Genomic DNA, 13,663 nt, shown 5'->3' on the forward strand with positions numbered 1-13,663 from the left:
CACTCACCCCGCCCGCAGCAGCAGCACCGTCCGCCCCGGCACCGTGATCTCCGCCCCCGCCGGGTGCACGGCGCCCGGTGCCTCGTCCTGCTCCTCCCGGCCGGTGTCGACGACCACCTCGTACCGCTCCGCCCACGGAGCACCCGGCAGGACGAACCCGGCCGGTTCCCCGCCCGCGTGCAGGACGGCCAGGAAGCTGTCGTCGGTGATCGGGTCGCCGCGCTCGTCGCGGCCCGGGATGTCCCGCCCGGACAGATACATACCGAGGGTGGCCGCGGGGGCGTACCAGTCCCGTTCCGTCATCTCCGTGCCGCCCGCGGTGAACCAGGCCAGGTCGCGCAGGCCGTCCGCGGAGTGCGCGCGGCCCGAGAAGAAGGCCCGGCGGCGCAGCACCGGGTGCCGGTGGCGCAGGGCGATCAGCCGGGAGGCCAGCTCGAACAGCGGGCGCCACTCCGGGTCGTCCCGCAGGCTCCAGTCCACCCAGCCGATCTCGTTGTCCTGGCAGTAGGCGTTGTTGCTGCCGCGCTGGGTGCGGCCCATCTCGTCGCCCGCGACCAGCATAGGCACCCCGGTCGACAGCAGCAGCGTGGTCAGCAGGTTGCGGAGCTGGCGGCGGCGCAGCGCCCGCACGGCCGGGTCGCCCGTCTCGCCCTCCGCGCCGCAGTTCCAGGACCGGTTGTCGTCCGTGCCGTCCCGGTTGCCCTCGCCGTTGGCCTCGTTGTGCTTGCGCTCGTACGACACGAGGTCGCGGAGCGTGAAGCCGTCGTGCGCGGTGACGAAGTTGACCGACGCGTACGGCCGCCGCCCGCCCCACGCGTACAGGTCGCTGGAGCCCGACAGGCGGTAGCCCATCTCCCGCACGTCCGGCAGCGCGTGCCGCCAGAAGTCCCGTACCGCGTTCCGGTACCGGTCGTTCCACTCGGTCCACAGCGGCGGGAAGGCGCCCACCTGGTAGCCGCCCGAGCCCACGTCCCACGGCTCGGCGATCAGCTTCACCCGGCGCAGCACCGGGTCCTGCGCGATCACCGCGAGGAACGGCGAGAGCATGTCGACGTCGTGCATCGAGCGGGCCAGCGCCGCCGCGAGGTCGAAGCGGAAGCCGTCCACGCCCATCTCGGTGACCCAGTACCGCAGCGAGTCGGTGATCAGGCGCAGCACGTGCGGCTGGACGACGTGCAGGGTGTTGCCGCAGCCGGTGTAGTCGGCGTACCGGCGGGCGTCCGGCTGGAGGCGGTAGTAGCCGCGGTTGTCGATGCCCTTCAGGGAGAGCGTCGGGCCCAGCTCGCCCGCCTCCGCCGTGTGGTTGTAGACCACGTCGAGGATCACCTCGATGCCGGCCGCGTGCAGCGCGCGCACCATCCGCTTGAACTCGCCGACCTGCTCACCGGTGGTGCCGGAGGCGGCGTAGGCGGCGTGCGGGGCGAAGTAGCCGACCGAGTTGTAGCCCCAGTAGTTGCGCAGGCCGCGCTCCAGCAGATGGCTCTCGTGCGCGAACTGGTGGACCGGCAGCAGTTCCACCGCCGTCACGCCCAGCCGCGTCAGGTGCGCGATCGCCGCCGGGTGCGCGAGGCCCGCGTAGGTGCCGCGCAGCTCGGGCGGGACGTCCGGGTGGAGCCTGGTGAAGCCGCGCACGTGCAGCTCGTAGATGACCGAGTCCGCCCACGGCGTCTTGGGCCGGCGGTCGTCCGACCAGTCGTCGTCGTCATGGACCACGACTCCCTTCGGGACGTACGGCGCCGAGTCCCGGTCGTCGCGGACGGTGTCCGCCACATGCTGCTCGGGCCAGTCCCGCACGTGGCCGTAGACCTCGGACGGCAGGCCGAAGTCGCCGTCCACGGCGCGGGCGTACGGGTCCAGGAGCAGCTTGGCCGGGTTCCAGCGGGCGCCGGTCCACGGGTCCCAGCGGCCGTCCACCCGGTAGCCGTAGCGCTGCCCCGGCAGGACGCCCGGCACGAAGCCGTGCCAGATCTCGTGCGTCAGCTCGGTCAGCCGCACCCGACGCTCGCCGGCACCGGGGCCCGGCCCGTCGAACAGACACAGCTCCACCGCCTCCGCCCCGCCCGCCCACAGTGCGAAGTTGGTCCCCGCCACCTGGTCCGGGCCGGCCCGGAAGCGGGCGCCCAGCGGCACCGGGGTGCCCGGCCGGGCCGGCACGGCGGGCGGCGGGGCGGCCCGCCGCCCGCCGTTCACCACGACGGCCGGGTGCCCGTCCGCGGTGGCCCGGACGTCACCGGCGGGCCGGTCACCGGCCACCGCCTCCTGCTCGGCTGCGCTGGACACCTGTCAGCCTCCCACGGCTCGTGGAACGACGTCCGGCAGGAGGGCGTGCGGCGTCCCGGCCGCTGCTCCCCGTCGCGTCGTCCTCCCCACAGTTCTGCCCACCGGGTGGCTCGCACTCACGTTTCCCCAGGGCCGACCGGTCGTTACGGGTGAATGTGAGGCACGTACACGGGCGCGCACGGCGCGCGGGCGCCGCTCTGGCCGCCCTACTGACATGGGCAGGACTGCTGGCCGGGGCCGCCGGATGCACCTCGGACGGCGACGGCATCGGGTCCGGCATCGGCTCGGGCATCGGCGAGATGTTCGGCAAACAACCCGCCGCCGAGGACGTCATCCGCGTCACCCCGGACGACGGGAGCAAGGCCGTCCCGCCGGAGAAGAGGCTGTCGGTACGGGTGCCCGACGGGCGCCTGGAGTCGGTGAAGGTCGTCAGGTCGCAGGACGCGCGGGAGACCCCGGTGCCCGGCCGGATCTCCGAGGACGGCCTGAGCTGGCGGCCCGACGACGACCGGCTCGCCCTCGCCGCCAAGTACACGGTCGACGCCGTCGCCCTGGACGGCGGCGGACACCGCTCGGCCCGGCACACCACCTTCACCACCAAGGTCCCCGAGGAACGCTTCATCGCCTACGTCGCCCCCGAGAACCGCTCGGTCGTCGGCACCGGCATGATCGTTTCACTGGAGTTCAACCGCGGGATCACCCACCGCGCCGCCGTCGAACGCGCCGTCACGGTCACCGCGGAGCCCGCCGTCGAGATCCGCCCCCACTGGTTCGGCAAGGACCGCCTCGACTTCCGCCCCAAGAGCTACTGGAAGCCCGGCACCGAGGTCACCGTCGATCTGAGGCTGCGGGACGTCGAGGGCGCGAAGGGGGTCTACGGGCTCCAGCACAAGAAGGTCTCCTTCACCGTCGGCCGCAGCCAGGTCTCCCGCGTCGACGCCCTGGAGCGGACCATGGAGGTGCGCCGCGACGGCACGTTGCTGGCCACCGTGCCGATCACCGCGGGGGCGCCGACGACGCCCACCTACAACGGCCGGATGGTGATCACCGAGATGCTCGAGGTCACCCGCATGAACAGCCGCACGGTGGGCTTCGGCGGCGAGTACGACATCCCCGACGTCCCGCACGCCATCCGCCTGACCAGCTCGGGCACCTTCCTGCACGGCAACTACTGGGCCCCCGCCGACACCTTCGGCCGGGCCAACGTCAGCCACGGCTGCATCGGACTCCGCGACGACCAGGGCGGCGGGTCCGACACCCCGGCGGGCTGGTTCTTCGACCGCAGCCTCGTCGGCGACGTCGTCGAGGTGGTCCACAGCAAGGACAAGACGGTCGCCCCCGACAACGGGCTGGGCGGCTGGAACATGAAGTGGAAGCAGTGGAAGGCGGGCAGCGCGGTGAAGTGACGCCGTCACCCCCTCTCGGCCTCCGCCGCCAACTCGGTACGGAACGGTGACAATTCACCTGTCCCGCAACCCTTTGGCCTGCGGTTACGATGCGCCAGTGCGTGCGCGAGCGCACAGGGGCGGGGGCCGGACCGGGCCCGGCGAGGGGAGACGAAGTGAAGGTGCGTCCGATAGCGGGGGCGGCGATCGGGCTGCTGATGCTGACCGTCACCGCATGCGGTGGGGGTGGCTCGGGGGCCGGGGACGGCACGGGGGAGAAGGTCGAGGACTCCACCGCGGCACAGAGCAAGCAGTCCGAGGCCGTCGTCACCATCGCCCCGGAGAACGGGGCCGAGGCGGTGGACACCAGCGGCGCCCTGAAGGTCGGCGCGACGAAGGGCAGGCTCACCGAGGTCGTCGTCAAGGACGGCAAGGGCACGAAGGTCGACGGGAAGATAACCGGGGACGGCGCCACCTGGACGCCGTCCACCCACCTGGCGGCCTCCACGACGTACACCGTGCACGCGGTCGCCAAGGACGCCGAGGGCCGCACGTCCGCCGAGGACTCCCGGTTCACCACCCTGACGCCGAAGAACACCTTCATCGGCACCTTCACGCCGGAGGACGGCTCGAAGGTCGGCGTCGGCATGCCGTTCTCGATCCGCTTCACCCGGGGCATCACCAACCCGGAGGACGTCGAGAAGGCCATCACCGTCAAGACCGAGCCGGCCGTCGAGGTCGAGGGCCACTGGTTCGGCAACGACCGTCTCGACTTCCGCCCCGAGAAGTACTGGAAGGCCGGCACCAAGGTCACCGTCGACCTCAACCTCGACGGTGTCGAGGGCCGCGACGACGTCTACGGCAAGCAGGCCAAGACCGTCTCCTTCACCGTGGGCCGCAGCCAGGTCTCCGTCGTGGACGCCAAGAAGCACACGATGAAGGTCGTGCGGGACGGCAGGACCGTCAAGACCGTCCCCGTCACGACGGGCGCCCCCGGCTACGAGACCTGGAACGGCCAGATGGTCATCACCGAACGGCTCGCGGTGACCCGTATGAACGGCGAGACCGTCGGCTACGGCGGCGAGTACGACATCAAGGACGTCCCGCACGCCATGCGGCTGTCCACCTCCGGCACCTTCATCCACGGCAACTACTGGGGCGGCGACGCCTTCGGCAACCGCAACACCAGTCACGGCTGCATCGGCCTGCGCGACGTGCGCGGCGGCTGGGACAAGGACGCGCCGGCCCGCTGGTTCTTCGAGAACTCGCTCATCGGCGACGTGGTCGTGGTCAAGAACTCCGAGGACGCCACCATCGCCCCGGACAACGGCCTCAACGGCTGGAACATGTCCTGGGAGAAGTGGAAGGCGTAACAGGTCGGGCGGTGAGCCCGCGCCCCCAAGGGGCGCGGGGAACTGCGCGAGCAACCCACCACCGGCGTGAAGCCGACAACGCACCCGCAGCCCCGCGGCGCGTGAACGCCCGCTAACCTGCGGAGCATGACCGTACATCTCGAAGTCGCCGAAGGCGTCGGCACGCTGCGCCTGGACCGCCCGCCCATGAACGCACTGGACGTCGCCACCCAGGACCGGCTGAAGGAGCTGGCCGAGGAGGTCACCCGGCGCGGGGACGTCCGCGCCGTGGTGATCCACGGCGGCGAGAAGGTGTTCGCGGCGGGCGCGGACATCAAGGAGATGCAGGTGATGGACCACGCGGCCATGATCGCGCGGTCCCGTGCCCTCCAGGACTCCTTCACCGCGGTGGCCCGCATTCCCAAGCCGGTGGTCGCCGCGGTGACCGGCTACGCCCTGGGCGGCGGCTGCGAGCTCGCCCTCTGCGCCGACTTCCGCATCGCCGGGGAGAACGCCAAGCTCGGCCAGCCCGAGATCCTGCTCGGCCTGATCCCGGGCGCGGGCGGCACCCAGCGGCTGTCCCGGCTGATCGGCCCGTCCAAGGCCAAGGACCTGATCTTCACCGGCCGCCAGGTGCGGGCCGACGAGGCGCTGGCGCTCGGCCTGGTGGACCGGGTGGTCCCGGCCGGCGAGGTCTACGAGCAGGCGCACGCCTGGGCCGCACGGCTCGCGAAGGGTCCCGCCATCGCCCTGCGCGCTGCGAAGGAGGCGATCGACACGGGGCTCGAGACGGACATCGAGACCGGCCTCGCCGTCGAGCGGAACTGGTTCGCGGGCCTGTTCGCCACGGAGGACCGCGAGCGCGGGATGCGCAGCTTCGTCGAAGAGGGCCCCGGCAAGGCGAAGTTCCTCTGACGTTCGCGCCGGGGAGACCTCCGTCCCGCCGGAAGTCGTGTCGCACCCCTTGCAGTTGACGCGATGTCTGATCCGGGTCCCTCGATGGGGCGGTTTATGGCAGCCTTAACGCACCATTAAGCGCGCCTTGTCGAGGGAGTCCGTCGCTTGTCTCCGGCCGAGCCGTTCCCGCAGGTCAGTGGGTCTCTTTCGGGCCCCGAACTGCCTGTGGCATATGTCGATCGACCGTCGTCCCGCCCAGTCCCCGCAGGGGTCTATTCCCCGGGAACGGCCCCGGAGCCCTCCGGAGGCGGCCATGATGGGGGCATGGCGGGGCTGGATGGTACGGGACAGCCGCGGGGAGCCGGACGTGCGACCGCGGCGCGCTGGTCGCCGGCGGTCGAGGACGAGCGCGCGCTCAGGGCGCTGGAACTGTTCGGCAACCCGACGGAGCGTGAAGTTCCGTTACCCTCCCGTCCCGAGTCCGCCGCCACCGCCCGCCGGCTGGCCCAGGTCGTCGTCCTGCGCCAGTGGAAGCTCGGGCCCAAGGTCACGGAGGACGCCGTCCTGCTCGTCTCCGAGCTGGTCGGCAACGCCGTACGCCACACCGGCGCCCGCGTCTTCGGCCTCCGGATGCGCCGCCGCCCCGGCTGGATCCGGGTCGAGGTCCGCGACCCGTCCCGGGGGCTGCCCTGTCTGATGCCGGTGCAGGAGACGGACATCAGCGGACGCGGCCTCTTCCTCGTCGACAAGCTGTCCGACCGGTGGGGCGTGGACCTGCTGCCGCGCGGCAAGACCACGTGGTTCGAGATGCGCGTCCTGGACCGCTGAGAGCCCATCTGTCGCGCAAGGCAAGCCCGTTCACCGGACACGCCACCTACGGGTGAGAATCCGGAACGCTCCGCTCCGCAGCCGGGATCGTATCCGCATGATCACCACTCGTCTGCGCCGGCGGACCGCCGCCGCCGTCCTGTCGCTCGCCGCGGTCCTCGCCACCACCGCCGCCACCGCCCCCGGAGCCGCCCCGGCCCCGTCGGCCGCCGTCCAGGCCGCCCCGGCCTGCCCCCAGTTCGACGACAAGACCAAGGCCGCCGCCGACCGGGGCGTCGACGTCGACCGCATCACCCCGGAGCCGGTCTGGCGCACCACCTGCGGCACCCTCTACCGCAGCGACAGCCGCGGCCCCCAGGTCGTCTTCGAAGAGGGCTTCCACGCCAAGGACGTCGAGAACGGCCAGTACGACGTCGAGAAGTACGTCCTGGTCAACCAGCCCTCGCCGTTCGTCTCGACGACCTACGACCACGACCTGTACAAGACCTGGTACAAGTCCGGCTACAACTACTACATCGACGCCCCCGGCGGCATCGACGTCAACAAGACCATCGGCGACACCCACAAGTGGGCCGACCAGGTCGAGGTCGCCTTCCCCGGCGGCATCCAGCGGAAGTACGTCATCGGCGTCTGCCCGGTGGACCGGCAGACCAAGACCGAGATCATGAGCGAGTGCGAGAGCAACCCGCACTACCAGCCCTGGCACTGACACCGGCCGCCCCGGATCAGGGGCGCAGGAACAGCGCCTCCGAGCCCACCGGCCGGTAACCCGCCGCCTGGAACGCCCGCAGACTGCGGGCGTTCCCCGCCGAAACCCAGGGCCTGGCTGACACATACCCGTCTGCTTCGCGGCGTCTGGCACGCACGCTCGCCGCGTTGCCGAAACGCCCACGTGGCTCCGCCACGAGGGCGCTCCGGCGCCTTGCGATCGCACGCACCAGACGCCGCGAAGCCCGCCCTTCGGGCGAACGACGGGTATGTGTCAGCCAGGCCCGGCCCACACCACCTCGCCCCCGGCCAGCTGCCGCGCCGCCGTCACCAGCCGCCGCCCCAGCCCCCGGTGCCGGGCGCCCTCCGCCACCTCCACGGCGGCCTCCAGCCGCCCGCCGACCCCGCGGCCCAGCACCAGCACCCCGCCCTCCGCCGCCCACACCCGCACCCCGTCGCGCCGCCGCCGGGCCGCGACCACCCGCGGATGCCCGGGATCGGCGACCTCCGCCAGCCCGACCTCCGGCTGGCCCGGAAGCGGTGTCCCGGTCAGCAGTACGTCGATCGTGTCCGTCCTACGCCCGGTGCGCTCCTCGAAGGCCGTCAGGAACCGGGCGTTCATCGTGGCGGCCAGGGGATCGCACCCCGGTGACGCCAGCGTCCTGCGGACCCACCCCTCCTCCGCGTCGTCGGTGAAGACGACCGAGTGCGCCGTGAACGCGATCACGCCCGCGTCCCGCCCGCCGTGCTGCGGCACGACGCTCGTCCCGCCGTCCGCCGGCGGGAACACGCCCCGCGCCGCCGCGTCCAGAATGTCCCGCAGGCTCTCCGCCACACCGCGCTCCTTGAGTCTCCACCCCCTGGAAGGCACAGACTCCCAGACATGACCGACGACGGCACCGGCCTCATGACCATCGGCGAGCTGGCGCGGACCACCGGACTCCCGGTGCGCACCATCCGCTACTGGTCCGACGAGGGCGCCCTGCCCCCGCACGCCCGCTCCGCGAGCGGCTACCGGCTCTACGACGCCGCGTCCGTCGCCCGCCTGGAGCTGATCCGCACCCTGCGCGAACTGGGCCTCGGCCTGGACGCCGTACGCCGTGTGCTGGCCGGCGAGACCACGGTCGCGCGGGTCGCGGCGGCGCACGTGAGCGCGCTGGACGCGCAGATCGCCGCCCTGAAGGTGACCCGCGCGGTGCTGTCCACCGTGGCACGACGCGGCTCGACCGCCGAGGAGATGACACTCATGAACAAGCTGGCGAGACTGTCCACCGCCGAGCGGCGGCGGATCATCGAGGACTTCATGGCGGAGGTGTTCGAGGGCATCGACACCGCCGACCCCGACATCCGCACCCGCCTGCGCTTCGCCGCGGCCGACCTGCCCGACGATCCCACCTCGGAGCAGGTGGACGCCTGGGTGGAGCTGGCCGAGATGGTCCAGGACCCGGACTTCCGGGCGACGATGCGCCGGATGATCGAGTTCAACGCGGCGGACCGGGGACCGGACGTGCCCACGGGCTCCTCCCTCTGGTTCGTGAGCCGCCTGGTCCGGCTCGCCGGTGAGGCGCTGCGCGACGGGGTGGCACCGGACTCGCCGCGGGCCGACGGAATCCTGCGCGCGCTGATCGGCGACGCCGACCCGGCCGTCGTGCTCGAACGCCTCACCGCGGTGACCAACGTCCGGCTCGCCCGCTACCGGGAGTTGTCGGCGATCGTGAACGGTGTGGAGCCGCCGTCGGCCCACGAGGAGCAGTTCGGGTGGGTGGTCGCCGCTCTGGGCGCCCGGACGGCCGGTTAATCTGACCTGCGTCAGATGGACCCATGCACGAAACGAGGGGCGGACCGGTGGCCGACATCGAGGAAGCACGCAAGCAGTTCGAGCGGATCGACACGGACGGTGACGGCCTCATCACCGCTGCCGAGTTCAAGACCGCGCTCGCCCAGGGCGGCGACTGGAACGTCACCGAGTCGGTGGCCGAGGCGATCATCGCCGGCCGCGACCTCAACGGTGACAAGAAGCTGTCGTTCGACGAGTTCTGGGCCCACCTGAACAAGTAGCGACGCCGTGCCGGGAGGGTCGCCCGCCGGTCACCCGGACGGGCGCCCCTCCCGGACACGTGCGACGGGATCGTGGTCGTCACGCTCCCGTCGCGGCCGGTCCCCGACCTGCCGTCCGGCGTTCCCGCCCGTCAGGCGCTCTGCGCCCACTCCTTCAGCGCGGCCTTGCTCGCGAAGTCCGCCACGTTGGTGTCGACCGGGTCGTCCGTGTACTGGTGGAAGCGCCACTTCGCCCGGATGCGCGGCTTGCCGGCCGAGACGTAGTCGGCGATCCAGAGGCCGTCACCGGCGTACGAGGTGCTGTCGATGTCGAGCCAGAAGTGCCGGTTCGCATAGAGGACGACCCGGTTGTCCGGCCGCAGCGCCTTCACCTTCCTGATGAAGCTGTCCTTCTCCGCGTTGCTCGGGTGTGTGCCCTCGCCGTTCGTCTCCCAGTCGACCGCGAGGATGTCGCCCTTGCGGTCCGGGGCCTTGGAGACGAAGTACTCGGCCTGGGCGGTGAGGTTGCCCGGCCACAGGAAGTGGTAGAAGCCGACGACGAGTCCGGCGTCGCGGGCCCGCTTCGTCTGGGCCGAGAGCTTGGGGTTGACGTAAGAACGGCCCTCCGTCGCCTTCACGAAGACGAAGGAGAGGCCGTCGGTGTCGTAGCTGGAGGACTGGTAGGCGCTGACGTCGATGCCACGCAGCATGGGGCCTCCCTGAGGAGCTGTGGGGGGACGGGAGTTGGTTGTTCCCCACGATGACACGGGCGATCCCCGTCGGTGGCGGAAACGTCGACTTCCCTTCGCCCGGGCGCCATTGACGCGCGTAGCGCGGTGCCGCACGCTGGGCTGCGGTTCAGGACGACGACTCGACGGTCGGGAGGCCGGGATGTTCAGACGCGTGTCACGCCTGCTTCTCTCATTTGTCATGCTCATGGCTGGAATGGCGGTCGGCGTGGGCGCCACCGCCACCGCCGCGCACGCCGACTCCTGCTACACCTGGAACCGCACGCTCTCCCAGGGCTCCTCCGGCAGCGACGTGACGCAGCTCCAGGTCCGCGTCGCCGGCTGGGTGACCTCCGGCGAACGGCTTGCCTACGACGGCCAGTACGGTGCCCGCACCGCCGCCGCCGTCAAGAAGTTCCAGGCCGCCTACGGGCTGGCGGCGGACGGCGTCGCGGGCCCGGCAACCTTCAGCAAGATCTACGCCCTCCAGGACGGGGACTGCACGCCGGTCCACTTCACCTACGCGGAACTCAACAAGTGCAACTCCGACTGGTCCGGCGGCGCGGTCTCCGCCGCCACCGCCAAGTCGAACGCCCTGAAGACCATGTGGAAGCTGGAGGCGATGCGGCACGCCCTCGGCGACGTGCCGATCACGATCTCCAGCGGCTTCCGCTCCCGCTCCTGCAACAGCGCCGTCGGCGGCTCGTCCACCAGCCGCCACCTCTACGGCGACGCCGCCGATCTCACCGGCTCGCCCAGCTTCTGCCGGCTCGCCCAGCAGGCCAGGACCCACGGCTTCTCGGAGATCCTCGGCCCGGGCTACCCCGGCCACAACGACCACACCCACGTGGCCTTCGACCCGTCGCCGTACTGGTCGGCCCCGAACTGCGGCATCTGAGCACCGGCGACCCTCGAAACTTCGAGGTTCCGCCCCGTTCGCCTCCCGTTGACAGTCGCTCGTGCCGCCGGCGCTCCGGCCGGCGGCACGCACCGGGCCACGGCGCCCTGCCGGGACCCGGCAACGGGAGGAGTACGACGAGTTCGAGGAACAAGGCGGCGGCCGGCCTCGCCCCGGGGGCGGCGATGGCGGCCGTCGCGGTCCCGGAAGGCGCGGCACCCGCGCAGGCCTACCGCCCCGATCCGTCGGCGACGGTCATCCACCGGGACACGGACGGCTGCCCGTGCGGCGGCGGCGGTCTCGGCGACCCGTTCGACGCCACGTACTTCCAGCACGACGCGGGCGGCAAGGCCGTGAAGATCGAGCTCTACGACGACGGCTGGTTCATCGGCACGGTGGAGTTCCACCCCTACGGCGACGAGATCTGGGTGTACGACGCCAAGAACGACGGCGACGGCATCTGAGTCCACGTGGCTGTCGACAACCACGACGGACACGGGCTCACCGGCTGGAACCCCTACCACCCGCCGGGCACCGACAAGGTGGTGGACCACTCCGTCAACAGCCTCGGCAGCGACGTGCGGGAGGGCGCCGGCATCCGCATCCGGGTGTTCGACGACTCCCGTACCACCGACCTGATCACCACCGCCTGAGGTGTGGCCCGACCGACGTGGGGCGGACCCCGGGGGCCGCCCCACTCGACGATGACGACCGCGAGCCGCCCCGCGCGTGTGCGGCCCTTCCCGGTGCGTCCCGTCCGTGTGCGGGGCGCACTCGCTCTTTCCGCCCCGGACGTGCGTGCGGGAGGTCCGTCGGCCGGATGAAGGGCGGCGGCCTCGGCGCCGGCCGTGCGCGAACTCCTCAATAGGCGTGCGCGATCCCTGGAGAGCGGACCCCCCGGCCTTCCTAGCGTGGTGGCGACGCCCGGCGAGCGACCTGTACGCGGCCGGACCGTCCGCCCACCCGCCGACGAAGGAACCGAGGTACCGCGATGACCGTCCTCCCCGAATCCGTCACCGGGCCGCACGGATCCACCGGCGCCGCCCTGCGCGCCGTCCTCGCCGACGCCGCCCGCGTGGTGGGCGCGGACCGCGTCACCCACCCCGGCGAGGAGGCCGACGGCGCGCCCGTCACCCCCCTCGGGCCCAACGTGAGCCTCTACCGCTCCCGGACCGTGCACGGCGTCGTCCGCCCGCAGTCCGCCGACGAGGTCAGCCGCCTCGTCGCCCTCTTCGCGGACGGCTCCACCGGCGCCCGGCTGCACGCCTTCAGCACCGGCGGCAACTGGGGGCTCGGCTCCCGCGAACCCGCCGCGGACGGCGCGGTGGTGCTCGACCTCTCCGGCCTCGACCAGATCCGCGACATCGACGTGGCCCAGGGCTGGGCGGTCGTCGAGCCCGGCGTCACCCAGGCCCGGCTCGCCACCCTGCTGGCCGGCACCGAACGCATGCTCAACGTCACCGTCTCCTCCGCGCACACCAGCGTCGTCGGCAACGCCCTCGACCGCGGGGTCGGCCTGCGCCACCAGCGGGTGGACGACCTGATGGGCCTGGAGGTCGTGCTGCCCGACGGCGAGACCGTCCGCGTCGGCTGGTGGCCCGAGGCCGCCCGCCCCACCCCCGTCTACCCCCACGGTCTCGGCCCCTCCCTCGTGCAGCTGTTCGTCCAGTCCGACCTGGGCGTCGTCACCGCCGCCACCGTGCGGCTGCTGCCGAGGCCCGAGGCGCTGCGGGTGGTCCGGCTCAACTTCGCCCCGCGGGACGTCGAGGCGGCCACCGCCGAGATACGCCGCTGGGTCGCCCAGGGCCTGGCCCGCGGCGTGGTGAAGATCTACAACGAGGCGGCGGCCGCGGCGTACGGCGGCCCGGCCGGGCAGTACCTGGTCCACGTCTGCGTCGACGGGACCCGGGAGTCCGTGGCGGCGCTCACCGGCGTCGTCACCGCGGAAGCCGAGCGCTCCGGGCTGTTCAGCGCCGTCTCCGCCACCGACGCCGAGGACCCCGAGGCGGACAACCACGACGTCGCCGTACGGGTGGAACGCGCCTACGCGGGCGACCCGGACCCCTCCGACGTGCTGTTCGAGGCGAAGATGGGTCGCCCGGCCGTCCGCCTCGACGAGGAGGGCGGGTTCCTGTTCTTCCTGCCCCTGGTGCCGTTCACCGGGGCGGCCCTGGCCCGCGCCGACGCCCTCCTGGAGCAGGTACGGGTGGAGACCGGCGTGCGCTGCGGGGCCACCCTCAACGCGCTCGGCGCCGACGTCGTCGACTGCGTCGTGACGATGAAGTTCCCCCGCGGGGGCGAGGAGGCGGACAACGCCCACCTGGCCCTGGACCGGCTCTACGAGCTCTTCGCCACGGAGGGGTTCATCCCGTACCGCCTCGACATCGAGCACACCGACTGGGCCGACCGGCTCGCCCCCGACACCGGGGCGCGCGCCTTCGCCCGCCGGCTGAAGGACGCGGTCGACCCCCATCGGGTCATCGCGCCGGGCCGCTACGCCTGACCGGAGTACGGGCACCGACACGGACGCGCCGACCGCCCGTACGGCAC

Annotated in this window: 14 protein-coding genes and 1 pseudogene; 11 read left to right on the forward strand and 4 right to left on the reverse strand. The window is 72.3% G+C overall.

The window, feature by feature from the left end:
• Nucleotides 1-3: 3 nt before the first annotated feature.
• On the reverse strand, nt 4-2,280 hold the full coding sequence (gene glgX / locus AB0P07_RS10915; RefSeq protein WP_365548207.1) for a glycogen debranching protein GlgX: 2,277 nt from the start codon (nt 2,278-2,280) through the stop codon (nt 4-6).
• A gap of 155 nt (nt 2,281-2,435) precedes the next feature.
• Between glgX and AB0P07_RS10920 the strand changes: the two genes are divergently transcribed.
• The 5 genes from AB0P07_RS10920 to AB0P07_RS10940 all read left to right on the forward strand — a co-directional run bounded on the left by AB0P07_RS10920 (nt 2,436) and on the right by AB0P07_RS10940 (nt 7,451).
• Entirely contained in the window at nt 2,436-3,686 is a 1,251-nt protein-coding gene (locus AB0P07_RS10920) for an Ig-like domain-containing protein (RefSeq protein ID WP_365548210.1), read from the forward strand.
• A gap of 197 nt (nt 3,687-3,883) precedes the next feature.
• Complete coding sequence (locus tag AB0P07_RS10925; protein WP_365549251.1) at nt 3,884-5,038, forward strand: Ig-like domain-containing protein; 1,155 nt, start codon at nt 3,884-3,886, stop codon at nt 5,036-5,038.
• A gap of 126 nt (nt 5,039-5,164) precedes the next feature.
• Nucleotides 5,165-5,932 (forward strand): enoyl-CoA hydratase-related protein, encoded by a 768-nt coding sequence (locus AB0P07_RS10930; RefSeq protein ID WP_365548213.1) that lies wholly within the window; start codon nt 5,165-5,167, stop codon nt 5,930-5,932.
• A gap of 306 nt (nt 5,933-6,238) precedes the next feature.
• Nucleotides 6,239-6,742 carry an ATP-binding protein gene (locus tag AB0P07_RS10935; RefSeq protein ID WP_365548220.1) on the forward strand — a complete coding sequence of 168 codons (504 nt, stop codon included), beginning with the start codon at nt 6,239-6,241 and terminating at the stop codon, nt 6,740-6,742.
• Between the two features lie 97 nt (nt 6,743-6,839).
• On the forward strand, nt 6,840-7,451 hold the full coding sequence (locus tag AB0P07_RS10940; protein WP_365548223.1) for an ADP-ribosyltransferase: 612 nt from the start codon (nt 6,840-6,842) through the stop codon (nt 7,449-7,451).
• Nucleotides 7,452-7,467: 16 nt separating this feature from the next.
• On the opposite strand, the pseudogene AB0P07_RS10945 reads toward AB0P07_RS10940, so the two are convergent.
• Both AB0P07_RS10945 and AB0P07_RS10950 read right to left on the reverse strand, forming a co-directional pair.
• Nucleotides 7,468-7,554, reverse strand: a pseudogene (locus AB0P07_RS10945) (GNAT family N-acetyltransferase); the annotation flags it as partial.
• Between the two features lie 170 nt (nt 7,555-7,724).
• Nucleotides 7,725-8,285 (reverse strand): GNAT family N-acetyltransferase, encoded by a 561-nt coding sequence (locus tag AB0P07_RS10950; protein WP_365548226.1) that lies wholly within the window; start codon nt 8,283-8,285, stop codon nt 7,725-7,727.
• 48 nt (nt 8,286-8,333) lie between these two features.
• Here AB0P07_RS10950 and AB0P07_RS10955 point away from each other — a divergent pair, with 48 nt between their 5' ends.
• Complete coding sequence (locus tag AB0P07_RS10955; protein WP_365548229.1) at nt 8,334-9,248, forward strand: MerR family transcriptional regulator; 915 nt, start codon at nt 8,334-8,336, stop codon at nt 9,246-9,248.
• 47 nt (nt 9,249-9,295) lie between these two features.
• Nucleotides 9,296-9,508 carry an EF-hand domain-containing protein gene (locus AB0P07_RS10960; RefSeq protein ID WP_365549254.1) on the forward strand — a complete coding sequence of 71 codons (213 nt, stop codon included), beginning with the start codon at nt 9,296-9,298 and terminating at the stop codon, nt 9,506-9,508.
• 131 nt (nt 9,509-9,639) lie between these two features.
• On the opposite strand, the gene AB0P07_RS10965 is transcribed toward AB0P07_RS10960, so the two are convergent.
• Complete coding sequence (locus AB0P07_RS10965; protein ID WP_365548232.1) at nt 9,640-10,197, reverse strand: glycoside hydrolase family 25 protein; 558 nt, start codon at nt 10,195-10,197, stop codon at nt 9,640-9,642.
• Between the two features lie 181 nt (nt 10,198-10,378).
• Between AB0P07_RS10965 and AB0P07_RS10970 the strand changes: the two genes are divergently transcribed.
• The 4 genes from AB0P07_RS10970 (at nt 10,379) to AB0P07_RS10985 (ending at nt 13,616) form a co-directional block, all read left to right on the forward strand.
• Nucleotides 10,379-11,113 carry a D-Ala-D-Ala carboxypeptidase family metallohydrolase gene (locus AB0P07_RS10970; RefSeq protein ID WP_365548235.1) on the forward strand — a complete coding sequence of 245 codons (735 nt, stop codon included), beginning with the start codon at nt 10,379-10,381 and terminating at the stop codon, nt 11,111-11,113.
• A 185-nt stretch (nt 11,114-11,298) separates the two neighbouring features.
• Complete coding sequence (locus AB0P07_RS10975; protein ID WP_365548238.1) at nt 11,299-11,577, forward strand: hypothetical protein; 279 nt, start codon at nt 11,299-11,301, stop codon at nt 11,575-11,577.
• Between the two features lie 6 nt (nt 11,578-11,583).
• A complete protein-coding gene (locus AB0P07_RS10980; protein ID WP_365548241.1) occupies nt 11,584-11,766 on the forward strand; it encodes a hypothetical protein in 183 nt (60 codons plus the stop codon).
• A 338-nt stretch (nt 11,767-12,104) separates the two neighbouring features.
• Nucleotides 12,105-13,616, forward strand: a complete 1,512-nt coding sequence (locus tag AB0P07_RS10985) for an FAD-binding oxidoreductase (protein WP_365548244.1) — start codon at nt 12,105-12,107, stop codon at nt 13,614-13,616.
• Nucleotides 13,617-13,663: the final 47 nt, after the last annotated feature.

Source organism: Streptomyces sp. NPDC085944, assembly GCF_040686295.1.
Lineage (GTDB): Bacteria > Actinomycetota > Actinomycetes > Streptomycetales > Streptomycetaceae > Streptomyces > Streptomyces salinarius.

Excerpts from the sequence above, each read along its gene's own strand:
- AB0P07_RS10925 (WP_365549251.1), top strand. The coding sequence starts at position 3,884 with ATGCTGACCGTCACCGCATGCGGTGGGGGTGGCTCGGGGGCCGGGGAC.
- AB0P07_RS10930 (WP_365548213.1), top strand. The coding sequence starts at position 5,165 with ATGACCGTACATCTCGAAGTCGCCGAAGGCGTCGGCACGCTGCGCCTG.
- AB0P07_RS10935 (WP_365548220.1), top strand. The coding sequence starts at position 6,239 with ATGGCGGGGCTGGATGGTACGGGACAGCCGCGGGGAGCCGGACGTGCG.
- AB0P07_RS10940 (WP_365548223.1), top strand. The coding sequence starts at position 6,840 with ATGATCACCACTCGTCTGCGCCGGCGGACCGCCGCCGCCGTCCTGTCG.
- AB0P07_RS10955 (WP_365548229.1), top strand. The coding sequence starts at position 8,334 with ATGACCGACGACGGCACCGGCCTCATGACCATCGGCGAGCTGGCGCGG.
- AB0P07_RS10965 (WP_365548232.1), bottom strand. The coding sequence starts at position 10,197 with ATGCTGCGTGGCATCGACGTCAGCGCCTACCAGTCCTCCAGCTACGAC.
- AB0P07_RS10970 (WP_365548235.1), top strand. The coding sequence starts at position 10,379 with ATGTTCAGACGCGTGTCACGCCTGCTTCTCTCATTTGTCATGCTCATG.
- AB0P07_RS10975 (WP_365548238.1), top strand. The coding sequence starts at position 11,299 with ATGGCGGCCGTCGCGGTCCCGGAAGGCGCGGCACCCGCGCAGGCCTAC.
- AB0P07_RS10985 (WP_365548244.1), top strand. The coding sequence starts at position 12,105 with ATGACCGTCCTCCCCGAATCCGTCACCGGGCCGCACGGATCCACCGGC.